The 23,804-nt window shown below is 66.7% G+C and carries 16 protein-coding genes and 1 pseudogene; 8 read left to right on the top strand and 9 right to left on the bottom strand.

What is annotated here, in order from left to right; translation table 11 throughout:
* Positions 1–67: 67 nt before the first annotated feature.
* From G3M57_RS12085 to G3M57_RS12070, 4 genes and pseudogenes are all read right to left on the bottom strand, one after another.
* The gene (locus G3M57_RS12085; RefSeq protein WP_163230778.1) at positions 68–5,686 is read right to left on the bottom strand and encodes an autotransporter domain-containing protein; all 5,619 of its coding nucleotides are present in this window, start codon (positions 5,684–5,686) and stop codon (positions 68–70) included.
* Positions 5,687–6,211: 525 nt separating this feature from the next.
* Positions 6,212–6,571: pseudogene (locus tag G3M57_RS12080) on the bottom strand (tyrosine-type recombinase/integrase); the annotation flags it as partial.
* A gap of 37 nt (positions 6,572–6,608) precedes the next feature.
* Positions 6,609–9,197: a glycosyl hydrolase 115 family protein gene (locus G3M57_RS12075; protein ID WP_163230776.1), complete on the bottom strand. Its 2,589-nt coding sequence runs from the start codon at positions 9,195–9,197 to the stop codon at positions 6,609–6,611.
* Positions 9,198–9,552: 355 nt separating this feature from the next.
* The gene (locus tag G3M57_RS12070; protein WP_163230774.1) at positions 9,553–11,844 is read right to left on the bottom strand and encodes a PAS domain-containing sensor histidine kinase; all 2,292 of its coding nucleotides are present in this window, start codon (positions 11,842–11,844) and stop codon (positions 9,553–9,555) included.
* A gap of 1,227 nt (positions 11,845–13,071) precedes the next feature.
* Between G3M57_RS12070 and G3M57_RS12065 the strand changes: the two genes are divergently transcribed.
* Entirely contained in the window at positions 13,072–13,491 is a 420-nt protein-coding gene (locus G3M57_RS12065) for a hypothetical protein (RefSeq protein ID WP_163230772.1), read from the top strand.
* A 50-nt stretch (positions 13,492–13,541) separates the two neighbouring features.
* Positions 13,542–14,357 carry an FRG domain-containing protein gene (locus G3M57_RS12060; RefSeq protein WP_188916150.1) on the top strand — a complete coding sequence of 272 codons (816 nt, stop codon included), beginning with the start codon at positions 13,542–13,544 and terminating at the stop codon, positions 14,355–14,357.
* Between the two features lie 91 nt (positions 14,358–14,448).
* Here G3M57_RS12060 and G3M57_RS12055 read toward each other — a convergent pair whose 3' ends face one another.
* From G3M57_RS12055 to G3M57_RS12045, 3 genes are all read right to left on the bottom strand, one after another.
* Complete coding sequence (locus G3M57_RS12055; protein ID WP_163230768.1) at positions 14,449–14,865, bottom strand: hypothetical protein; 417 nt, start codon at positions 14,863–14,865, stop codon at positions 14,449–14,451.
* Positions 14,866–14,873: 8 nt separating this feature from the next.
* Positions 14,874–15,062 (bottom strand): hypothetical protein, encoded by a 189-nt coding sequence (locus G3M57_RS12050; RefSeq protein WP_163230766.1) that lies wholly within the window; start codon positions 15,060–15,062, stop codon positions 14,874–14,876.
* A 65-nt stretch (positions 15,063–15,127) separates the two neighbouring features.
* Positions 15,128–15,304 (bottom strand): hypothetical protein, encoded by a 177-nt coding sequence (locus G3M57_RS12045; RefSeq protein ID WP_163230764.1) that lies wholly within the window; start codon positions 15,302–15,304, stop codon positions 15,128–15,130.
* 702 nt (positions 15,305–16,006) lie between these two features.
* On the opposite strand from G3M57_RS12045, the gene G3M57_RS12040 reads away from it, so the two are divergent.
* From G3M57_RS12040 to G3M57_RS12015, 6 genes are all read left to right on the top strand, one after another.
* On the top strand, positions 16,007–17,134 hold the full coding sequence (locus G3M57_RS12040) for a ComEC/Rec2 family competence protein (RefSeq protein ID WP_163230762.1): 1,128 nt from the start codon (positions 16,007–16,009) through the stop codon (positions 17,132–17,134).
* Positions 17,124–19,364, top strand: a complete 2,241-nt coding sequence (locus G3M57_RS12035; protein WP_163230760.1) for a Mov34/MPN/PAD-1 family protein — start codon at positions 17,124–17,126, stop codon at positions 19,362–19,364. The genes G3M57_RS12040 and G3M57_RS12035 overlap by 11 nt, the downstream gene beginning before the upstream one ends.
* Positions 19,364–20,443, top strand: a complete 1,080-nt coding sequence (locus tag G3M57_RS12030) for a ComEC/Rec2 family competence protein (protein ID WP_163230758.1) — start codon at positions 19,364–19,366, stop codon at positions 20,441–20,443. The genes G3M57_RS12035 and G3M57_RS12030 overlap by 1 nt, the downstream gene beginning before the upstream one ends.
* The gene (locus tag G3M57_RS12025; RefSeq protein WP_163230756.1) at positions 20,443–21,096 is read left to right on the top strand and encodes a hypothetical protein; all 654 of its coding nucleotides are present in this window, start codon (positions 20,443–20,445) and stop codon (positions 21,094–21,096) included. Before G3M57_RS12030 ends, G3M57_RS12025 begins: the two co-directional genes overlap by 1 nt.
* A 352-nt stretch (positions 21,097–21,448) precedes the next feature.
* Entirely contained in the window at positions 21,449–21,880 is a 432-nt protein-coding gene (locus G3M57_RS12020; protein ID WP_163230754.1) for a thermonuclease family protein, read from the top strand.
* A gap of 89 nt (positions 21,881–21,969) precedes the next feature.
* A complete protein-coding gene (locus G3M57_RS12015) occupies positions 21,970–22,158 on the top strand; it encodes a hypothetical protein (RefSeq protein ID WP_163230752.1) in 189 nt (62 codons plus the stop codon).
* A gap of 23 nt (positions 22,159–22,181) precedes the next feature.
* On the opposite strand, the gene G3M57_RS12010 is transcribed toward G3M57_RS12015, so the two are convergent.
* Both G3M57_RS12010 and G3M57_RS12005 read right to left on the bottom strand, forming a co-directional pair.
* On the bottom strand, positions 22,182–22,826 hold the full coding sequence (locus tag G3M57_RS12010; RefSeq protein ID WP_163230750.1) for a GIY-YIG nuclease family protein: 645 nt from the start codon (positions 22,824–22,826) through the stop codon (positions 22,182–22,184).
* On the bottom strand, positions 22,820–23,716 hold the full coding sequence (locus G3M57_RS12005) for a 3'-5' exonuclease (protein WP_163230748.1): 897 nt from the start codon (positions 23,714–23,716) through the stop codon (positions 22,820–22,822). The genes G3M57_RS12010 and G3M57_RS12005 overlap by 7 nt, the downstream gene beginning before the upstream one ends.
* Between the last annotated feature and the right edge of the window lie 88 nt (positions 23,717–23,804).

Genomic DNA, 23,804 nt, shown 5'->3' with positions numbered 1-23,804 from the left:
ACCGGTCGAGAACGCACCAGGCGCCCTCGACCACCTCGCCTTGGACGCGTTCCAGGGGAGCGCGCGCCTAGAAGCGCCAAGCGCCGCCGGCGCGGATGGCTTGGGCTTCGTAGCGATCGCCATAGGTCCCTTCGTAGGTCACCCCGAATCGAACGCGATCGCCCGAGGTCAGGTCGAGGCCGAACTGAACCGCCAGGGCGCCGGCGTCGTACTTGGCGCCGCTGACCACGAAACGGGTCGTCCCGCCCGTGAAGGCGTTGGAGGTTTCGCCCGCCAGGTCGCCCGTGGTCATCCGCCAGGCGATCGCGGCGCGCGGCCGCAGAACCGCGGTCGAGCCGACGCCGAACTGGCCTCTCACCTTCACTCCGACGTCAACGACGCCAAGATCGCGGGCGCCTCCATCCACTTTAAGGGCCGCAAAGCCGCCGGTTTCGCCGAAGTCGTCGCTCTTCACGCGCAGATAGCTGGCGGACACGAACGGTTCGACCGAGGTCGCGCCCAGCGTTAGTGGGGCCGAGACCTGACCGAAGACCTGACCGACGGTGGCGTCGTACTTGCCCTTGAGGCGGTCCTGAGCGCCCGGGAACAGCACCACCCGCTCGGCGTCGACCGACGACCAGGCATAGGCGCCGCCCAGATTGGCGCGCAGCGGTCCGAAGGCCGTGGCGGCGTAGGCCGCGACCTGGCCGCCGGCGGCCTCCGCGCGGCTGCTACGCGCCGACACCGTGGCTTGGCTCTCGCCATAGGCCGCGGCCAGGCCCAGGCGGGTCTCGCCAAGCATCTTGTCGCCGCCGACCACCAGGCCCGCACCGCTGACCTTGAGACCCGCCGCGCCCGCTCCGGAGTCGAGCGTGCTCCAGCCCGCCAGGACGTCGCCCCAGCCGCCGACGACTTCCGCCGAAACCGCGCTGCGCGTCTGGATCGCCTCGCGCAAGCGTCCCGCCTCGCCCGCCAGGACGGTGGAGGCGTCAGCGTAGATCTGGCCGTCCAGGGCGTCGTAGGCCTGGACCGAGCCGCCCGCGTTCTGGGTGACGAGGGCGTCATAGATCGGCGCGCCCAAGCCGAGGGCTTCGGCGGCCGTGGCCACGCGGGCCTGGTTCGGGGTCGTGGCGAAGCTGGCGAAGCGGATGTCGTTGCGCACCAGGTTCAGGCGTACGGCGTTGGCCGTGTAGGTCAGGCTCGGCGTCAGGAACGCCATGTCGCTGGTGACGCTGGAGAACCGGCCCGTGATGCCGCCCGCCGAGGTCAGGATGCCGTACTGGCTCAACCGGGCGTATTGCGAGGCCGGACCGCCGGCCAGCACGGCGACCTTGGCGCCAGTCTGGATGGTGGTGGAGCCACCCACCACGATCAGGTCGTGCTCACCGGTCGGCAGCACCTCGACTTGGTAGGTCGAGCCGGCGGCGAAGGTGAAGTCGCCGGCCACGGTCAGTATCCCAGGCGAATTGCCGGGCGTGACCTGGCCGCCGGTCTGCACGACCACGTCGCCGCCGATGGTTCCGGAGCCGGCAAGCGCGCCCGAAGCGCCGACCGTGACGTCGGACGTCACCGAGCCGTTGACCTTGAGCTTGCCGGCCCCGACCGTGGTCGGGCCGGTATAGGTATTGGCGCCGGTCAGCTCGATCACGCCGCCGCCGGTGATCGTGAACGAGCCCGAGCCGGTGATCGCGCCGGCGAAGGTGGTGCTGCCCGACTGGTTGACGGTCAGGGCCCCGCCGTCGATGTCGACCTCGCCCGTCGCGCCGCCACTGAGATTGGTGATGGTCTGGGTCAGGCCGCTGAGGTCCAGCACGCCGTTGTCGACCTGGACCTCGGCGGTCTGCGGCAGGTGTAGGATGCGCACCGAGCCGCCCTGGACCGTCGTCGCGCCGGTGAAGCCGTACTGGCCCGACAGAGTCAGGCGGGACGCGCCCAGCTTGACCAGCTCGCCCGACCCGGTGATGTCGCCGCCGAAGTCGTAATCGTCCGAACGATTGAAAATCGCCGTGCCGGCGATCGCCAGGTCACCGGTCAGCGCACCCTCCGTACCACCGTCGCCTATCTGCAGGGTCGCGCCCGAGGCCACCGCGACATCACTGCTCATCGACCCCGTCAACAGCAGCTTGCCGCCCGAAACCGTGGTCGGTCCGGCATAGGTCGCCGCGCCGCTCAAGGTTAGGGTCGCGGCGCTGGACTTGGTCAGGCCGCCGGCGCCCGTCAGGTCGCCGGAATAGGCGGAGGCGTTGGCCTGGGCGATCGTCAGGGTTCCGGCCCCGATGTCCAGGTCGGCGTCGCCCGACAGCCCGCCGGTCGTCTTGGCGCCCGAGGCCAGGACGAAGGCGTCGCCCTTCAAGTCCAGACGCGAGTCCGCCGAAAGGTTGGCGATCGTCACCAGCCCGCCGTCGTTGGTCAGCAGGCCCGTGCGCGAATAGACGCCCGACAGGGTCAGGTCGCCGTCGCCAGCCCAGATCACCTCGCCGCCGGCGCCTGACAGGGCGTTGGTCAGTTCGTAGCCGCCCGCCCGACCGATGAACAACTGGCCGCCGTCGACCTTGAGCCCGCCGGCGAAACCGCCGGTCACGCCCGGTCCGGCGACCTTCACCGTGGCCAGACCCGCGTCGTCGGTCACGTAGCGAGCGCCGACCACGACGACGCCGCCGGTCTGCTCCAGGCCGCCGCCGATGTCGGTCGCCACATGCAGCTCGCCGCCGTTCACCCGCGTCACGCCCGTATAGGTCCAGGCGCCGGAGGCCAGGATCGCGCCCGAGTTCAGCACGACGTCGCCCGTCCCGCTGATCGAAAGCGTCCCGCTGTCGGCATAGAGGTTGTCGTCGTAGCTCTGCGAGATCAGCGTGCCGTCGTTGCGGATCGAAACAGCCGCGCCTGGCGTCGTGGTCTCGAGTCCGGCGTTGCGGTTCTGCTTGTCGTCGATGCGCAGAGTCGCGCCCGAGGCGATGGCGATGCTGTCGGCCTGCAGCAGGCCCGCCAGGGTCCAGTCGCCGGTCTCGATCTTGGCGGTCTCGAAGCCGACGATGTCGCCGAACGTCTGGTCGGCGGTCTGCTGGCTGGAGGTCCCCTTCAGCACCAGGCTGTCCAGCCCGCCCCCACCGTCCACGGTGCCGGCGAAGCTGGCGCCCGTCAGCAGGGTCAGGGTGTCGGCGCCGCCGGCGAACTTCACGGCGATCGCGCCGCTGCCGCCGACATGACCGGCCGTGGTCAGGCTGGCGCCATAACCGGCCGTCGGCGAGCCCGAGCCGCCCGGCACGGGAACGGCCCGGAACTCGATTCCGACGCCGCCGAGCGCAGTGACCGAGGCCTCCGCCCCGACCGTGACCTCGGCTCGGTTGAGGGCCGAAACCCGGACCCCGCTCAGGCCGCCCAGGGTTTCACCTGTGACGTTGAGGTTGGCGTCGTGGCTGGCGTACAGATCGATGGCGACGCTGTTGGCGTCCTTGGCGATCGCACGACCCGAGGTCACCGTCACGTCGCCATTGTCGGCCAGGGCCTGGATGGCGCGCGAACCGGTTCCGACGATCTCGGCGTCTTCGCTGACGACCTTCACCTGGTCGCCACGCCCAAACAGAGCCAAGGTGCTGGCGCTGTTGGCCCGGGCCTTGCCGCTGTTGATCTCGACCACGCCGCCGCTGGACTGCCCCCACACGGCGGTGGCGTACTGGCCGACCACGGCGGAGTCGGCGCTGTTGACGATCACGCGGCCGCCATTGGTCGACAGCGCGCCCACGCCGTCGGCTGTGAAGCCGCCGCCGCTCAACCCGGTGTTGGCGGTGCGTGTGACGCCGGCGTCGACCACGATGTCGCCCGTCGTACTCTGGACGAAGACGCCCACGTCTCCGGAGGACCCGGCGGAGACCGAACCGGTGGTCACATGGACCGCGCCCTCGCGGCCGTAGACCACCACGCCCGTGCCGCCAGCCGTCACCTTGTCGGCCGAAACGTTCACCGCGCCCTGACCATAGACGTAGAGGCCCGCGCCATTGCCGACGGTGATCTCGCCGCTGTCGATGCTGATCGGACCGGCGTGGTCCACCCAGACGCCGGTCGAACCTGCGCCCGTGGCGCTGATGATGTCGCTGACGATGCTCAGCGCGCCCGTGCCGCCGCCCGGAACATGCGACGCGCCATAGGTCAGGACCCCGTCGGCGTCGACCATGATCCCGTGGGCGTCCGCGCCGGTGGTGGTCACCTGGCCGCTGTCGATGGCGACGTCGCCCGTGTTGGTCCAGGCGTAGATGCCGCGTGCGCCGTTGCCGGCGGTGCTGGCCGAGCCGCTGCTGATGTCGATGTCGGCCGTCTTGTTGAACGTCAGCGCCATGATGGCGTCGGCCGAATTGCTCGCGCTAGGACCGCCCACGGTCGAGGCCAAGTCGCTCTTGATCGTCACCCCGCCGCCGCCGTTGGCGTAGATCGCCCGGCCGCCCGCTCCAGCCGCGGTGGCGGTCCCGCTGTCGATGTTGATCGCGCCATTGGCCGCCGAGGCGTAGATCGCCCAGGACTGGGCGCCGCCGGCGCTGGCCTTGTCGCTGGTGATGTCGATGCCGCCCAGGAAGCTCTGGGCGCTGATGGCGTTGGCGAAGACCTGGACGCCGCCGGCGGTGACTGCGCCGCCCGTCGCCGAGGCCTCGCCGCTGACGATCTTGATCGCCCCGTCGCCCTTAGCCACGATCGCCGAGCCGCCGTCGCCCGTTGCACTGGCGCGTTGCGAGGTCACGTCCATCAGGCCGGCCGCCTCGACGCGAATGGCGTCGGTGTAGTGGGTCGTGTTGTCGTAGGTGACCGCGCCGTCGGTGGTCGTGGTGTCGGCTGTGACCTTGGCCACGTCGCCCGCCTTCACGTAGATCCCGTATGCGCCGTCGCTGGCCGTGGTGACCGTTCCGCTCTCGATGGTCGCGTCGCCGACGGCGTTGGCGCTGACGCCCAGGAAGCCCACGCCGCTGGTCGACAGCTCGTCGACCTTGATTCTGACGTCGCCGTTATAGCTGCGCGCGCCGATCGCCTGGCCATAGGCCGTGTTGCCCGCCGGCGTGACGGTCGGCGCGCCCGTCGCGGTGATCTTGCCCGCGGTCACCGAAACGTCGCTGAACGCATAGGCGCCAATGACGCCGTTGGGCTGGGTGGTCGAGGCTTCGCCGATGACCACGGTCACCTTGCCGCCGGCGGTCGGAGCACCGGGAGGGCCGCTCAGCGCGCGGGCCGAAATGATGCCGCCGTTCAGACCGGTGGAAACGACCCTGCCAACCTCGACCGTGACATCGCCGGTCTTCGACTCCGCCGCGACGCCGGACGTATAGACCCCGGCCGTCGACAACTCGCCGGCCTTGACCTTGACCGCGCCGCTGTCCGACAGCGCGATGATCGCGTCATTGGTATCGACACCGCCGAAGCCCGTTCCGGACGTGGCCGCCTTGGCGACGTCGATGTCGATCGCGCCGCTGGTGGTGGTCACCACGAGACCCGGCGCATTGTCGCCGCTGGTGGCGATGTCGGCCGCAACGACTCCGACCTTCCCGGCCCCGCCGGAAACCTTCACGGCGATCGCGCCGGTGTTGGAGGCCGAGGCCGGGAGATTCACAACCAAGTCGTCGATGGTCGCGTAGCTGACGCCGGTGGTCGTGGCCGGACAGGTCACCACGCCGCTCACGGGCGCACCGCACTCGTCGGCGGCGACGGCGGCGGCGGGCTGGACCAATAGCGAGCACCCCAAGGCCGTCCCCGCCAGCCACAGGGCTCGTGGACTACGCTGCGTCTCACCTCGTCCGATCTGGTTCTTCGACATGCAACACCCCCACTCGATCACTTGAAAGACCACCGTCTCTCGAACGGCGAGCTTCGACCTAGCGAGGACGGGACAGGCGCCACAATCCCCGTTTGAGGGGTGCGGAAGGAACAAAAGGCTCAAGGCGATCAGTCCGACGCGCGCCATTGCCGGTCGATCTTGGGATCACCCTGAGACCCGTGGCGATCTACACGCTGCGCAATCGAACCCTGAGCCCCCTCGCGAGAATGACGATCGACGCCATTCGGGCGACGTCGGCGGGACTGCGCTGACAGCGCATGAATCCAGCGGCGTCTGAGCTACGGATCGTGAAGAGTTGAAATCAGAGACCCGGCGAAAGTCGAGGGCCAAGTCGCGCCCATTGCTACCGTTGGCGCCCATCCAGGACTCGACATTCAGTGGAGGCGCGTCACCCGCTAAAGCTGGTAAGCTGATGCCTCAAAGGTCGAGTTGCTCGGACATCTCCAGCGCGTCGTCGACCTCAATGCCAAGGTATCGGACCGTGCTTTCAAGCTTCCTGTGTCCGAGCAGAAGTTGGCAAGCGCGCAAATTGCCGGTCTTCTTGTAGATCAGCGCCACCTTCGTTCGGCGGAGGCTATGCGCGCCATGGGCCCGAGGTTCGAGTTCAATCATCGACACCCACTTGTCGACCAGTCGTGCGTACTGCCGCGTGCTTACGTGGTCGCCGGGTCGACTGCGGCTGGGAAACAGCCAGTCGTCGTTTCGCCGTCCTCGCACCTTCAGCCAAACCGCCCAGGCGTCTGTTGTGGGCCCGGTGATCTCAAATGGGACGGGCTCCTGCCGAAATGGGCGACCCCGTGGACTCTGGCGAAGGTCACCGCGTATCGACGATCAGTTCCTCCAACACCGCGTTGTCGTCCAGCCGCCAGACCTTGACCACGTGCGCGCCCGCCGCAACGTCTGGGAAGAGCGTCTCGACCGTGTGCCCGTGGTCCTTGACCGCGGCCACCCAGGCGACCTGTTCGGGTGTCGAGGCCGCGCCGGCGGTGGGGACCAGATTGGCGGTCACCACGTGGACGGGGCCATGGTCCAGCGAGACGCCGATCCGGACGCCCTTGCCGCCCGTTGTGTCCAAGGTCGGCGCCAGGCGCAGTCGAACCTTGGCCGGGCCCGCGCGCGGAACCGACACGGCGTAGTCCAGCCGGACGCCGTCGCGGACGTCCGTCGCGGGCCGGCCCTGCGGCAGCGCCACCACGGCGTCGCCTTGGCCAAGATCGGACAGCACCGTCCAGGCCAGGCCCTTGCCGCCGATCGCGCGGGCGAACCTGAAGGCCTCGATCGTGACCAGGCGCGGATCGGAAGGCGCTGATGGCGCGAACCTGACCTTGGCCGACAGCTTGTCGGGCGGCGTGTCGGCCGCCACCCGGGTGATGCTGGGCATCGACTGCTGGGTGGGGTCGTTCCAGATCACATAGCTCATGTGGACCTGGTTCATCATGCCGTCCCACTTGCCGCCGTTCAGGGCGTGGTATTGCGCGGTCAGGTCGGCGTCGCGTCTGAAGGCCGTCTCCACCTGGTCGGCGAAGGCGTTGGCCCGGGCGTCGTTGCGCGAGGCGAGGCGCCGGTTCCAGGCCGTGGCGTAGTACATCTCGTAAAGGTTGGAGACGGCCAGCACCGGATATTCGACCAGCTGGAAATAGGCGTCCCGCTGGTCCGGGCGCAGGCGGATCTTGATCGCCTCGACCTTGGCGACCAGCCGCCGCCAGTCCTCGACGATGTCACCGAACTGGCCGCCATCCAGCACCGGACCGGTCTCCGATCCGATGGGGAAGCTGTCCTGGTCGATCAGCTCGGGCTTGCGCCGCGAGGCCTGGGTTCCATAGGTCGCCATGACCTCGCCGATCTCCGGGCCCAGTTCGGCCCCGAAGGTCTGGCTGGCCCATCGCCCGGGAAAGGCTTCCAGCGCCTTGGGCGTCATGGCCTCGGGGTTCCAGGCCATGCGCATGAAAAAGTCGAGCGGATATTCCAGCGGCTTGATGTCGCCGACATTGACGATCCATAGGCTGCGCGCGCCGCGCTCATAGGCCAGGTTCATCTGCTGCCAGGTCTTGGCCACCTGGTTGGTGTTGATCCACTTGTAGTTCCGGGGCGCCCCCACATAGTCGAAATGGTAGTAGACGCCGTAGCCGCCGGCTCGATCCAACGGGTCCTTTCCCGCCACCGGCAGGCGCCGGATCTGACCCCAGTTGTCGTCGGCGAACAGCAGGGTCACGTCGTCGGGCACGCGCATGCCGTGGTCGTAATAGTCCAGCACCTCCTTGTAGAGAGCCCAGACCTGCGGGGTCTTCTCGGGCGGCTTGCCGGTGACCTCGGCGATGATCCGACGCTGGTCGGCGACCACCTTTTCCAGCAGCTGGGTCGCCGCGCCCTCGGCCATCGGCTCGTCGCCGTCGCCGCGCATGCCCACCGTCACCAGGCTTTCGTAGGGCGTCCCGTCGCCCTTGGACATCATCCGCTCGATGCCGCCGCGCCAGAAGGCGCGCAGGTTGTCGCCGTTGGTCGCATAGTCCCACCGCCCGCCAGTCACACCCTGGTCTGTATTGCGATGCCACTCGCTCTGGGCCCGGGTCATCGGCTCGTGGTGCGAGCTGCCCATGACCACGCCCATCTCGTCGGCCAGGACCTTGTTGCGCGGATCGTCGTCGTTGAACGCCTTGGGCGCCCACATGGCCGGCCACAGGTAGTTGCCCTTCAGGCGCAGGGTCAGCTCGAAGACGTGGGCGTAGAGATCGGCGTTGATGCCGCCGAACGTCTTCTTGGCCCAGCCACTGAAGGCGGGGTCCTCGTCGTTGATGAAAAAGCCGCGATACTTCACGCGCGGATGGTCGGCCCGCGCGCCGGCGGTCAGGAACAGGTCGGCCTTGCGCGCCACCGGCACGTCGGCCCACCAGGCCCAGGGCGACACCCCGATACGCTCGGAAAGGTCGTAGGCTCCGTAGACCGCCCCGCGCCGATCCGCCCCGACGATCACCAGAGCGCGGGGCACGTTGGCGAGCGGCCGTTCGACCACGACCTGCCGGAAGCCTTCCCACCGGCCCGCCAGGTCCCCGACCTTCAGCTTGCCGGCGCGGACAAGGCCGTCGATGACCGGGCTGGCGCCCAGTACGCCGATGATCACGGTGGGGCCGTCGGCCTTTGCGAGATCCGAAAGCTTGTCCGCCTCACCGTCGCTGACCCGTCCCAGATCGCCGCGCAGGCCCTCGGCGGCATGGCGCACCGCCGGATCGGCCGTCGCGTCGACATAGACCGAGGCAGGCGTCCCCTTGCGGATCAGCGCCAGGCTCGTCGCCTCGCCCGTTGCGCAGACGCTGACCGGCGTGTTGCAGGCCAGGGCGCTGGTCGTGGTCAACAGGGCCAAGACCAGGCCGCACGCCAAGCGTAGCAAAAACTTGTGGGTGCTCACGCTTCCTCCAGGCCCGCTTGAATCGGTCGAAATATTATCTGACCAATAAAGCTTAAAGGTCAGACCATAGCGGGGCGGCCCAGGCGCGCAATAGTTGGGTCGGGGCAAGGCAAAGCTTGCCTCTCAGGGGCGTGGTTGAACGTCCAGTTGCCGGATGCAGATCAAGGTCCGGCCGTGGCGCTCACCACCTCACGAACTCCACACGCTAGCTATCCCCAAGGTTTGGAAGAAAACAGCTGGACCGCCGCGCGTTGTGGAAGGCGGAGAGCCTGTTCGACGCGCCAGACCGCCCCCTAAAAAGAACCCTTGAATCATGATTTAGAGTATTCGACTGGATGGTGTCCGACCAAATGCTCTAGGCTTTTGTTTTAATACACGGTGAGCCTTGAAGGCCCGCCTCAATGCGGCAGATCACTCCCTCCGGCGCGAAGTCGATCCGCGCCTCGCCCGACAGTTCAGCCGTCAGCCCCCGTTCGATCAGGCGCGAGCCGAAGCCTCGGCGGGTCGGGACGGTGACCGGCGGACCACCGAACTCGGTCCAGGTCAGGGTCAGGCGCGCGGCGGCGAGGCCGGGCGTCACCGTCCATTCGATCCGCACCTGGCCGTCCGGCACCGACAGGGCCCCGTACTTGGTCGCATTGGTGGCCAGCTCATGCAGGGCCATGGACAGCGACAGGGCCATGCGCGGCGACAGCCACACCGGCGGGCCCGAGAACACGAAGCAGCCGGGCCCGCCGTGCAGGTTCCGCAGCCGGTCGAGCACATCCTCCATCTCAGCGCCCTCCCAGTTCTCGCGGGTCAGGATGTCGTGCGCCTCGGCCAAGGCCATGATCCGGGCCGTGAAGGCCTCCCGCGCCTGGGCCTGGGGCAGAGGGCGGGTGGCGTGGAAGGTCTGGGCGGCGATCGCTTGGATCGTGGCCAGGGTGTTCTTCACCCGATGGTTCAGCTCATTGACCATCAGCCGCAGGTGCAGCTCGGCCCGCTTGCGCTCGGTGATGTCGACCGTGGCGCCAACCACTCGCAGAGGCTGGCCCGACTCGTCGAAGAAGGCCCGCCCCTTGGCGGCGATCCAGCGCTCGATCCTGTCGTCGCGGCCGATCGTCCGATACTCGACGTCGTAGTCGCCGCCGTTCACCGGGTCCATGGCCCGCATGAGGGACGTCCACGTGGCCTCGCGATCCTCGTCGTGCATGACGGCGAAGAAGTCCTTGAGGATGACGGGGTCGCCGGGCTGTATGCCGAACATCGCATATAGGCGCTCGCTACAGACCAGCGCGCCGTTGTTGGGATTGTAGTCCCAGGTGCCGACATTGCCCGCGTCGACCGCCAGGGCCAGGGTCGCCTCCTGCAGGACCATGCGGGCGGCGGCTTCCTTGCGCTCGGTGACGTCCCTGACGACGCCGACGAAGCGCACGCACTGCCCGTCCTCGAAGAAGGCGCGGCCGAAGGCCTCGACCCAGCGCGGCGTGTTGCCGCCGTTGCGCTGGATGCGATATTCGCAGTTGATGCCGCCGTCGCCGGCCGGGTCCATCGCGGCCCGCACCGCCTCCCGAACCGATGGCAGATCGTCGGGGTGCACTTGGCGCTCGAACACCTCGACGGTGTTCTCCATCTCGTCGGGGACGCCGAAGATCTGGCGGCAGCGCTTGTCCCAAAAACGTTGACCGGTGAGGGGGGAGTGGTCCCAGCGACCCAGCCCGGCGGCGTCGACGGCGATGCGCAGGTTGGCCTCGGTGGCCTCCAGGGCCGCCTCGATCCGTTTGCGTTCGGTGATGTCGACCATCACGCCGCGATGGCGAACCGGCTGGCCGTTATCGTCGCGATAGACCCGGCCGCGGACCTGCACCCACTTCACTGAACCGTCGGCCTGGACCAGCCGGTAGTCCTCAAGGAAGCTGTTGGTGATTTTGAGGGACCTGCGGCCCGCGCTCAACGTGCGGGCGAGGTCGTCGGGGTGCACCGCCGCCATGGTCTCGGCGATCGGCACGCCCTGGGCGGCGCGTTCCGGCGATAGGTTGTGGAACGCGGCGTAGCGGTCATCGCCATAGAGCTTGTCGGCGATGACATCCCAATCCCAGGTGCCCACGCCGCTGGCCGCCTCAAGGGCCAGATGATAGCGCTCCTCGCTGGCGCGCAGGGCCTGTTCGGTGCGCACTCGCTGGGTGGTCTCGATCAGGATGAGCAGCACGCCGCCGACCCCGCTGGCCGTGGTGTCGTCGGGAATGGGACTGAGCGTGAGGTTGAAATAGCCCTGCTCGACGGTGTCGCCGGCCCGGCGCACCAGCATCGGCAGGTCTTCGCTGTAGAGGCCCAGAGCCTCCCCGTTCAACACCAACCGTTGCGAGCCTTCCAGATCGACCTGGGTGCCCCAGGAAAATTGCGCGAAGCTCTTGCCCAACCCGCCGGGGTGATGTTCCCGCAGCAGCGGAGCGTAGGCGTCGTTGTAGATCAGCACCAACTCCGGACCCCACCGCAGGGCCATGGGGAAATTGGTGGCGGTGATCATCTCGACCGCCAGCTTCAGACTCGGCGACCAGGCGTCGCGGGGACCCAGCGGCGTGGCGGCCCAGCCAAAAGCCCGGATCCGCGCGACCATGTCACCGTGCGGAATCTGGTCGATGGTCCGATCCTGATCGCGGATGTCCATGTCCGCGTCCCTTCTGGCCGCGCGTCTGCGACGATCAAAATGCAGCATGACGCCATCGAAAGGGGGGTTTCAAGCGGCGCGACGCGGATCGGGGGTCTGGGTCAAAGAAAAGGGTCACTCCCGCCCCCTGGGGACGAAAACATCTTTTATATCAATTAGATGGTATCTATTAGCCGGGCGCCGGGAGCTGGGCCACACGACGAGCACAGGACGGCCAGATAGTCTGCGGGTGGTTGTCTCGAAGCGGGCAGCGACACGCTGAAATTGCGTGAGGCGGCTGATGTTCCCGCAGTCGGCATGGCACGAGCCCGGCCGCGCTATTCCGTGAGGCTAAATTGAAAAATGTACGAATGCATCGAGCTGCGCTTTGAAAGCGTCACCGAACATGCGGCCGCGTTGGCCGTTGGATCTCCCCGCTGGGAAGCCGCTTTACACCGAACTGCAAGCGGGCTTCCCTACAGATCACGAGGCTCTGTGCGGGCGAACAGCATTTCAGGGCTCGGCAAAGTGAGCCGTTGACGACGGATGCAGATCCGGCGACTGCGGTATTATATTAACCCTACTCCCACTCAATCGTGATTTCGAGCCCAGCAAATTGAATTTGCTGGGCTTTTTTTATAACGCGTTTGTGTTTACCCGTGATCAATACCGATAAATTATAGCATTTTGATTTTACACGGAAATTTCTACATTTGACAAATATGCACCATTGTGGTCGCGCCACCTTGGCCTTGCCTGTAATACTGGTTCTCCGGGTGCGAGTTTACTTTCAGGAACGTTCGCTGACATTCGCTGGCCAGCGCGCCATACGGTCTTGCTTCGCATCGTTCCGAAAATCATCGAACGCCGCATCGATACGCTCCAGCTTCATGCCCCGCAGACCGCGCCCTGGGCGTTCGACCCCACGTCTAATTCAAGTGGGTCGTCTCAGGGCCGGCCGCCACTTTCTCAATATCGAACTACCCGAGCAGCATCGCTCAAACGTCTCACAGGCAGGCCACTACGGCACGCCATGAGGGACGAAAATGCCAGGATTTAAAACTGAACAGGATCGCGGGTCGCCCAAGCCCCGGAAGCGCCGTCCAAAAAGAAGACCGTCTGCTCCGATCGTCATCACGGATGACTGGCCCGAGATGGTTCCAATAAGGTTCGCCACGCCCCTAGACCCCCGGCCCACCACTGTTAAGGTTGAAACCTGCGCAAACTTCGCGCGCCCTGGAGCTATCCGTGCGTAAGCCCACTTTAGGATCGAGGCGCTCGACGGGTCGCAAGGCGCCGACTAAGCGCAAGCCGACCGCGACGACGCGCCCGACCAAGCCGAAACCACCCGCCAAGCCGAAGGCAGCGCCGAGCCCCAACCGGCCTCCTCCAACATTCCAGGCCTTTGTTGCTGCCCACAAATCGACCTATCTCGGCGTATTCCAAGCCACGGGTCCGATAAAGGGCGGCCTGTCCGCTGTTGTGCTGAAGACGATCAAGCCGACCGTCACAGGCCCGATGGCGAGCTATTCGGTGTACACCGGCAAGCTGCTCTGGGTCGCCTTCGCACTGCAGGCGGATTTTCTCGCGGTCAAGACGCTGGTCGGGGGCAAGACCATCAAGCCGCTGTTGGTGGGCGCCGTCGACGGCTTCGGGGTGCACGTCTGACCCGCCGTCGCATCTACACCCTGGACGACTACCAAGCCGTCTGCGCCTCCTTGTTCGAGACGGAGAGAGCAAAGGTCTGGTTTCGTGGCCAGCCAGCCGTGGGCCTTCCTCTGCGCCCCAGCCTTTACCGCGACGGCGAGCCGATCGAGTCGGCGACAGGGTGGGCGATCCGAAACGGTGTCGAGGGCCGCTCGACCACTTCGATGTATCCGAGCGTCGATCGGATGATGGACGCCTTCAAGCGGGAGAGCACGGCCTACCTTCCCCGCGTGAAACTGCGCGACGACTTCGACTGGCTCTTCCTGATGCAGCATTACGGCCTGCCGACCCGGCTCCTGGATTGGTCCTCGGATCCACTGGTCGCGCTCTATTTTGCGGTTCACCATTCCCAACGCGGCGACAATCCACACATCCGAGCCTTGCCCCGCCCCCGCCCGGTCGAGGTGTTCGCTCTCGATCCTCTCGCCATGAACAAGGAGGTCTTGGACCGGTCGCAAGTGGTCGACCTGACCGTCAAACCTTGGGGTCCCTATCTCTCCGCCTCGAGCCCGCCATGGCCGCCGATCGCCGTCAACGCGCGTAACGTCCACCGCCGGGTCGAGGCCCAGAAGGGTCACTTCACACTCCACGGTGCGCTGACCACACCGCTGCACGGCTTTGCCCCAATCGACGCTTGCCTCCGCTCCCTTATCATCCCGGCGCGGGCCGTGCGCGCACTAGCGGCCGAGCTATCGGACGCCGGTTACCGGCAGGACACGCTCTTCCCCGAGCTCGACCATGTCGCGGCTCGCATACGCAAAGCCGAACGCGCCCAGTTCGAAAGCTGGCGAGAAGAGTGGCGACGCGGCGAGGGCGAAGAAGACTAGTCCCGGCACCTGAGTCTCAGACCAGACGCGCCTTTTGCCGGACTCCGACGGGAGCTTGGCAGACGCTGCGCCCTGTTTAAAGAGCACCTTCCTAGTCGAAGAGCTGGATTCTGAACTTCCGGCAGAACCGTTTCGTATGCTCGAACGTATCGAGCTCGTCCTGCATCGGCCGTAACGCCGAGCGCATAATCTCTGAAGAGTCCATCAAGTTGAGAATAGACTTGAGGTACTTCTCCATCATGCCCTTGGAGCGGCCGGCATAGGCGCGATCATTGTAGAGCGTCGTCGCCACCTCGACGAGATTCAGTAGATCGTGAAGCTCGTAGTTCTTCTTGTCCGGCGCAGCATCACACCAACGAGCCCAGGCGGACCGAAAGTTCTCGTTGAGGGTCAGCACTGCACCGGCCGAGGCGTTACGGTTCCCCTTCTCCAGCGTCCAGACAGCAAGCGCAAATCCGAACGCCGAGACCAGCAGCCCGGCAATGGCCAGTTTGTCGGCGAGAACCATTCAGCCGACTACTTCTTCGTGCCGGCCGTGGTCGATTGGGGTTGAGCCGGCGCGGCCGGCGCCACAACGGGTTTAGCCGCCGTCACCGCCGCCTTCAGGTGAGCGGTTGTCTGGCTGCGCTCAACATGCTGTCGCAGATGCGCGGTCGTCTGCTGGTTTGCCACCAGGCCACGCCCGTTCCTTGAGTCTTCGGCCATCCTATTTCCTCCGATCGTCCGGCGCATGCCGAAGACTATGGTGGGTTAAGCGCAACGAGTTCGGACTACTTATTTTCCGGTGCCTTCGCGTCGGGAGCGCCCGGCGCCGCCTTCACAGGTGCAGGTTTGAGCGCGGCGCCGAACGCCCGTAGCTGCTCCTCCGAAACCGCCCGCCTGAGATGGCTGGTTGTAACGCTGGCCTGGGCCTTGCGCTCGAACCCGATGTCGATGCCCAGACCCATCAATGATCCGATCGGTGGCAGCCTTCCGCGCATGTGACTCTCTCGATGATTTGCCCATCAACAATAGCGAAGGTCGCCTCCCTGCTCCAGCCCAGGCACGACCGTTTTTGTCGCCCCGGCGGCGGATGATTCTCGCACGACCCTCGCATACCGAACTTACGGCTTCACACGCCAAACGGGTACGAGGGCGAGGCTAGGCTCGCAGAACGTGACGCGAACATCTCGCGCCGCGCGAGGCCGTCCGCCTACCGCATCTGGATAGCTGATGCGCCGCAGCCACAAAATGTGGAAATTCGGTGGACCGCGCCTCAGAATCGCCGGAAATACGGTAACTGTTCCTTAATGCCCCTTTTCTCTGTCGAGAAGCTGACCATACTCAACGTGTGGACGGGGCTGATTCTGTCTGCGGCCGCCGGGCTCGACCGGCTTTCCAACCGTCGGACCTGAACGTGTTTTCTCAAAACCGAACTGTGTCTGCCGAGATTCTTCTGGCGGTCTTTGACCGCTGGGGACCGGGGGGACGACCGCTGACTTGCCGGTCCATGAGGTCGCCCTCCCCGGAATGCCGACTCGTGAAAGTCGACGGCGACCATCCTACGTCGCCGATGCGAGCGCGCACAACAGTGCGTTCGCTACGACGCTCGCGAGACCTTGCTTTTGATCCGCGCCGAGAACCGGCGCGCACAAGGAACCTCCGAGAAGATGACCCAACTGACGTTTTTCCCGCTGGGGTGTGGTGACACCACCCTGATCCAGTTGCGCGATGGTCGCCGCATGCTGGTCGACTATGCCGACATGCGCTGCGCGACCGACGTATCCGACAAGCGCTGCGACCTGCCCAAGCTCCTCAAGGACGACCTCAAGCAGGCGGGCCGCAAGGACTATGTCACGGTGGTCTTCACCCATTTGGACAACGACCATTGCTGCGGCGCCCCGGACTTCTTCTGGCTGGAGCATGCGACCAAGTACCAGGGCGAAGGGCGTCACAAGATCGAAACCCTGTGGGTTCCGGCCTCGGCCCTGACCGAGGACGGACTCGAGGACGATGCGCGCATCATCCGCCAGGAGGCCCGCCATCGCCTGAAGGCCGGCAAGGGCATAAAGGTGTTTTCGCGTCCCGAGCGCCTGAAGAAGTGGCTGGAGGCCAACGGCCTGACGATGGAGAGCCGCAAGGACTGCTTCGTCGATGCCGGCCAGATCGTGCCGGGCTTCACCCTGACGGCCGACCACGTGGAGTTTTTCGTCCACTCGCCGCACGCCAAGCGCACCGACGACCGGGGCGTGGAGGACCGAAACGGCGACTCCATGGTCTTCCAAGCCCGGTTCGAGGAGGACAAGCACTATACGGACGTGCTGTTCGCCGCCGATGTGAACCACGAGGTCCTTGCCGAGATCGTCGACATCACCCGCTTCCACAAGCGCGACGAGCGGCTGCACTGGAACGTTTATCACCTGCCCCACCACTGCTCGTACCTGTCGATCGGCCCAGAGAAGGGCGTCGACAAGACCCAGCCGGTCGATCAGGTGAAGTGGCTGTGCGAGACGCAAGGCGAGCGCGAGGGCTACATCATCTCGCCGAGCAAGCCGATCCCGATCAAGGGTTCGGATGCCGACAAGGACGTCCAGCCCCCGCACCGCCAAGCGGCCGCCTACTACAAGGAGGACGTCCTGGCCGATCGGCGACACTTCCTGTGTACGATGGAAGAGCCGTCGCACACCAATCCCAAGCCGATTGTGCTGCTAATCACTCGTGACGGCGCGGTTAAGGATACCAGCGGCTCGGGCGGAGGTCGCGCGGCCCTGGCCGTGGTGGCGCCCCGTGCTGGGTAGCCGCGCCTTCCTCGACGCGATCTATCCCGACCCGGTCCCGCTCGACGCGCTCACGCGCATCGGCGCGCGGGGCCTGGCCGGGTTCCTGGTGACGGGCCGCTACGAGGCGGCGCGCCTGCTGGAAGCGCGCCGTTCGGCTGACGGGACGGGCGAACTCCTGATCCTCGACCTCACCGTTCCCCTGGGCCAGCGCAAGAGGGCCAACGACATCCAGGCGATCGAACCGATCGCCATCGCCTACGAGTCCGACGCGCGCACGCCGGCCGTCTATCCCCTGCGGGCGGGTTTTCCCGACGACGTGCCGCATTTCAACATCACGCGCGCGGACCTTCCCCGCTCGCTGTGTTTGTTCGACCTGGCTCAGGACGAGATCCTGCGCATCCTGACGCCCTTCATCCTCCTGGAGCGGACTCGCCACTGGATGGTCGAGACCGCGTATGGGCGCCTGCATGGCGAAGATCAGCCGCTAGATCCGCTGTTCGGGGCCAGCGGCCAGCCCGTCGTCCTGCCGCCGATGCGGCTGCGCTCGGGCGCGGCGCTCGTGGCGCTTCTGCGGAGCGACAAGCCGGGCGCCCCGCTGATCCTCCGGGAGGCCTCCGAGGCCAGGAACGTCGATCCGGCCAAGGTCATGGCCGCGCTCGTCGTGACCTCGCCCGCCCTGCCCCATGGACGCTTGCGGGCGGTTCCGGGCACGATGGCCGAACTCTTGACCGTATTCGAGGAGTTGAAAGCCGACGTGGCTCCGCTTCTGCGCGACCCGCTCCGCGCCTGGGCGGCGGACGCCACCAACCACCCGCTTTACGACCGCAACCTCCTGCTGGTGGTGGCCACGCCGATAGAGCGACAGGCTGGCGTCGCCGAGACAATGTCGGTGAAGGCCTTCTACGGCGACTTCACAGCCGGCGATCTGGCCGAGGCGCTGGGCGCGGTCATCCGGGCCGGCGGACAGATCGCGCCGCCGCTCGGCGCCGGAACGGTCGACACCGCCCGCCTGGCGACCATGGGCCTGGCCCCCATGGACGTCCATCAGCCGTTCGACCGCGCTTTGGCCCAGCGCGCCTCGGGCATGAAGGCCGTCGCCGCCCAACCCATCGCCCTGGTCGGCGCGGGAGCCTTGGGCTCGCAGATCGCTATCACGGCCGCGCGCGAGGGGCTGGGCGCGTGGACGATCTACGACGACGACCACTTGATGCCGCACAACCTGGCCCGGCATGCCCTGTCGCCGATCGGTGCCGGCGCTCCGAAGGCTATGGCCCTGACCTTTGAAATCAATGCCTTGCTCGACGACCCTAAGGCCGCGGTCGGCCTCGTCGGCGACGTGCGTAAGGCCTCAACCGAAGGGCTGACGGACGCGGAGCTGGTCATCGACGCCTCGGCCTCGGTGCCCGTCGCGCGCTGGCTGGCCAATCACGCGCCCCACACGGCGAGGTCAGCCTCGACGTTCTTCAACCCGCGCGGAGATGAGCTAGTCGTACTGGTCGAGAGCCACGAGCGCGCGATCCGCCTGGACGCGCTGGAGATGTCCTACTACTGGCGCCTGGCCTCGACGCCGCACCTCCTGCGCCACCTGCACGATGGTTCAGGCATCCTCCCGGCGGGCGGGTGCCGCAGCATGAGCCTCCAAGTGCCCCAATCCAGGGTGGCGATCTTCGCAGGGCTGGCGGTAAGGACGCTGCTGGAGCGGCCTTTGGCCGACGAAGGCCTGATCGAGATCTGGCGCCTCGGCGCCGAGGGTGTGGCCGTCGATCGCTGGCCGGCCGACGCCTACCTCAGGATCGAGGTCGAAGGCTGGACCGTGATGATCCGCGAGGCGGTCATTCGCGAGATCGAGGCCGCGCGGGCGGCGGCCAACGGCCTGGAAACCGGCGGCATCCTGGTAGGAAGCTGGGATCGGCGCGAACGGCGCGCCTATATCGTGGGCCATTTCGACCCGCCCCCGGACAGCGAGCACTCGGCGACCGGCTTCGTGCGCGGCATGGTCGGCGTCTACCAGACCGTCGAACAGGTCGAGGACGCCACGGCGCTGAACCTGACCTATGTCGGCGAGTGGCACACCCACCCGCCCAGGCACTCGAGCCAGCCTAGCCAGGACGACGCCAACCTTCTGAAGTGGATCGGCGGCGTCGTCAGCTTCTCGGACGCCCCGCCGCTGATGGTCATCGCCGGTGACGACGGCGTGCGCACCATCTTGGGCAAGATCACATCGTCGGCGATCGCACGGGGGAATTGATGGTCAATTTTGTCGAAGTCGACTTCCTGAGCGTGGAGTCGAAGAAGAGCGGCGACGCCATCACCCTGCGCTATCAGCTGGGCACGGAGATGTTCATCCATGTCGTCGATGGCGGTTTCCAAGCCAGCGGCAACGGCGTGGCCAAACATATCAACGACCACTACGGCCGACCTGGGTTTATCGACCATGTGGTCGTCACTCATTCCGACGGGGATCATGCCGGTGGCTTGAGAACCGTCTTGGAGACCTACAATGTCGGCGCGCTGTGGATGCTGCGCCCCTGGATCTATGCCGAGGTGCTGCTGCCCTACTTCGCCACCTACACCTCCGCCGCGCGGCTGGAGGCGCAATTGCGCTCGGCCTATCCCAACCTCGTTGCGCTCGAGGAGATCGCGGACAGGCGCGGCATTCCGATCCAGGAACCGTTCCAGGGCGCCAAGATCGGCGCTTTCACGGTTCTGGCTCCGTCTCCCAGCCGGTTTGGCCAGCTGATCCTGGATTCCGACAAGACGCCCGAGGCGGTCGAAAGCGTCGAAGACGGCCTGCTCGAGGAGTTCGCCCGGATTTTGAAGAGGATCACCAACTTCGTGCGCGCGGCTTGGGGGGAGGAGGTGTTCTCGACCGAAGCAACCAGCCGCGAGAACGAAATGAGCGTGGTCCAATACGCCGACCTTGGCCGCAAGATCTTGCTCACCGGCGACGCCGGACGTGAGGCCCTGGCCGAAGCCGTTGCCTATGCGCCAAGCGCTGGTCTCATCCTGCCGGGCTTGGACATGATCCAGGTTCCCCACCACGGTTCCCGACGCAATGTCTCCACCGACCTGCTCGACGCCCTGCTTGGCCCCCGGCTGGCGGAGCCCGTTACGGCGGGGTCTGAGACCATCTCCGCGATCGTCAGCTCAGCTAAGGAAGACGAGCACCACCCGCGCAAGTCGGTCGTGCGCGCCTTCGCCCATCGGGGCGCGCTAGTCGTCGCCACTGAAGGCAACGCCGTGTCCTGGTCTCATCCGCTGCAGCAACGCGCCGGATGGGGACCGGCGGTGGCCATCCCCTATCCCGAAGACCAGGAAAGCAACTGATGGGCAAGAAGCCAGCCGCCGCCAAGGTCCCTGTTCCGCTCAAGCTCATCAATCGCGTGATGCTGGCGACGGTCGTCGCGGCCAATATTGCCGTGTTCGCCGCGTTCGTCGCGACCAGCAAGCTGGCCTTGCCCAAGCTCGACGGCGGCTTGGGAATGCTCTCGACGATTGGCCCGGCCAGTTTGGCGGCGGTTGTCGCCGGGGTTCTCGCCGACCAGTTCTCGCCATTGACGAAGGCGCGCATCGTCTATCTGCGCTGGGCCGACCCGCTACCGGGCGGGCGCGCATTCAGCGACTTGGGTCCGGCCGATGCGCGCGTCGACATGGATAGTTTGAGGCAAAGGCACGGAGAGGTCGCCATCGATGCTCACGCTCAGAACCGCGCTTGGTTCAAACTCTACAAGGCGCATGAGAACAAGCCGGGAGTGCTGGACGCCAACAAGCAGTATCTTCTCTATCGTGACTACGCCGTCACATCGCTGCTCTTCTTGATCGCGCTACCGCCCTTGGCCGCCTTGAAGGTCAAGCCGCCGTCCCTGGTCCTAGCCTACGCTGTTTGTCTCCTAGTCCAATTTCTCCTTGTACGCGGCGCGGCGGCCCAGAACGGCCGACGGCTTGTGACGAACGTGCTTTCCGAAGCCAGCCATGGGTAGCGAGACGAAAGAGTGACGAGCGCACGACTGCTGGTCAGTTCGGACCTTCGCAGCAACGCGAAGAGCCAGAACCTGCCAAGGATTTGAGAGCGAGAATTGGCTGTTGGCCCGATGGGGCGTCAATCGAACGTCAAACCCGCGTCGCCGCCGAACGGATCATAACGCGTGATCACCTGACGTAGCTTGGCCAACTCGAACGCCGGCGCCCTGCATGAGGAAGGTTCGGCGCCGGTGTCATCCCGCAGGCCGTGAGGCCGAGGCGCCGTTCACTGTTGGAGGCCGAGGCGCCGTTCACTGTTGTCGGCGGGACGAAGACGCTGTCCGCGAACGCGAAGCACGATAGAGCAGGCTCATGCCTGCTCCCCTGCTCCTCGCCGCCGCCATCATCGCCTGCACCGCGCCCAAGGTTCACGATGGCGACACGCTGCGCTGCGGATCCGAAAGCGTCCGGCTGTTCGGCGTCGACGCACCGGAAGTCCGCCGCGGCGCGACGCCAGCCGAACCCCTGGCCTATGACGCGCGCGACGAACTCGTGCGCCTGACGCGAGGACGGGTCGGCTGCCGCTTCGTCGACCGGGACCGCTACGGTCGGTTCGTGGGCCGCTGCTGGTCGGACGCGTCGCCCGACCTGAACGCGGCGCTGATCCGATCGGGCTTCGCCACCGAGTATCGCCGCTACAGCAAAGGCCTGTATGCGGCGGCGGAGGCCAAGGCCCGCGCCGAGGGCCGAGGGGCGTGGGCCGCCTCCAAGCCCATCCAGCCGAAACAGCCCGTCACGCCCTGACCCACGAAGTCGTGAGGGCGACGGCCGCCGACCAATCCGGCCCCGAGGCGTTATCGACCGCGAGACTGGACGAGGACGGGAGACCCAGCATGATCGAGCGGACCTTCGAGCCCGGAGAACAGGTGCTGCGCACGGGCGCGGACCTGCCCCATCTCGGCGTTTTCAACGGCCAGGTTTACGAGGTCGAGGATTTCGCACGCCACCATGCCGAAGGCCTCTATGTCCGGGGCGTACCCGAGGGCCTGGACCCGGCCTGTTTCCAGCCGCACGAACTCTAGCGCTCGCGGCCCGGGGGCCTTCGCTAGGAACGATTGGCGAGTCCCGGGCGACGCGGCCCGCCGTTGTCGGTCAGCACGGGCAGGACGTCGGCGCGACGCATCGCCTCGGCGCGAACGGCTTTGACATGCCGGGTGTGGGCCTCGCACGGGTTGTCCCTGACGTTCAACGGCAAGGACAGGCCCGAGGCGAGGATGCCTCGCTCCAGCAGCCAGGGCTGGTCGGTCTCCTGCCAGGTCACGAAAGCATGTTGGTCCATCCAGCCATCCAGGACCTGTTCACCGGCGTTACCGAAGGTGTAGCGCTCGCCCGATCCGACGCGCCGCAAGGCGATGCCCAGGGTGTCGCCGAGCAGGCAGCCCAACGTCTTGCGCAGCGTCGAGCCGGCGGCGTTGCCCGCATAGTGGGTGCGCAGCCGCTGGCGCAGGGTCGACCTCGACGGCGCGCGGCCGTTGGCCGGCGGCTCCTTGGGCGAGATGCCGACATAGAGCAGGCAGAGATCGCCGTGCCGGTGGCAGCCAGTTCGATCGACCGCGCCTGGAGGGACATCGAAGTACCAGGCATAGACGCCCGCCGCCGCCGGCGCGGGGGATGGCCTTGCGAGGACGTCCTGGCGCGACCACAGCCGCGCGTCAGCGCTGACGCCGGGAAAGGTCGCCAGATTCAGCATCGATCCGAGAACCGGTCATGGGCGTCGATCCGCCGGCTGAGCAGGTGGATCTCCCCGCGATAGATCTCCTTCTGGAGAAACGACAGTTCCTCGTCCTTCCGCGCGTCGGCCACGTCGATGTACCAGCAGCGCGGCGGCACGCCATCGTCGCCGTTCCAGCGATAGCCGCCGGCCTTGAGCAGGTCCTTCATCGCGAACGGCGAGTTCTCGGCCCAGATGCGCCAGGTGGGCGTGCGCGCGGTTTCGAGAAGCTTGGCCAGCGCTGGGACGCCGCTCCTGGGCAGGTCGGTCGCCAACAGTTCGATCGCCGCCGCGCAGTCGTTGACCGCCCGGTGGCGGTCGTAGAAGAAGCCGGCCCCGGCGGCCAGGTAGCCGAGCTTGACGCCCTCGTGGCCCTCGGCGCTCCAGTCGACTTGAGTCATGGAGCAGGCCCAGGGCTTGGTGCGGAACACCTCGCAGAACCGCTCCAGGAAGCGCCGGTCGAAGGCGGCATTGTGGGCGATGACCAGGGCGGCCGGCGCCGCGGCCGCGGTCACGGCGTCCAGGTCGATGGACTTGCCCGCCACCATGGCGTCGTCGATGCCGGTCAGGGCGGTGATTTCCGCAGGGATCGGCTCGGCCGGCTGGCGGAAACCGTGGAAGGGTTCGCCGGTCTCGTAGATCCGCCCGTCGAGGCCGTAGCGGAACGGGACCATCGCCAGTTCGATGATCTCGTCGCGGCGCGGATCCAACCCTGTGGTCTCGACATCGACGAACAGGCCCCAGCGGGTGGCGACCCCATCGGGAACGACGATCCGCGGTCTGGGGCCCAGCCGGCGCAGTACCCGGTATTCGCCGCTGGCCCGCAGGGCCGCCGCCATCGCCTCAAGATCCAGGTCCTGCTCCGCCATCTTCTCCGCATATCACCGCTGACGCGGGCCAGACCAGCCACGCGCGAAACGCGCCAGCCGAGGTTTCGCGCTCCGGTCGATTGACTCC

The organism is Caulobacter rhizosphaerae (assembly GCF_010977555.1).
In the GTDB taxonomy this organism is placed as follows: Bacteria; Pseudomonadota; Alphaproteobacteria; order Caulobacterales; family Caulobacteraceae; genus Caulobacter; species Caulobacter rhizosphaerae.
The sequence above is the reverse complement of the archived record's forward strand: the minus strand, read 5'-3'. Positions and strand labels throughout refer to the sequence as shown.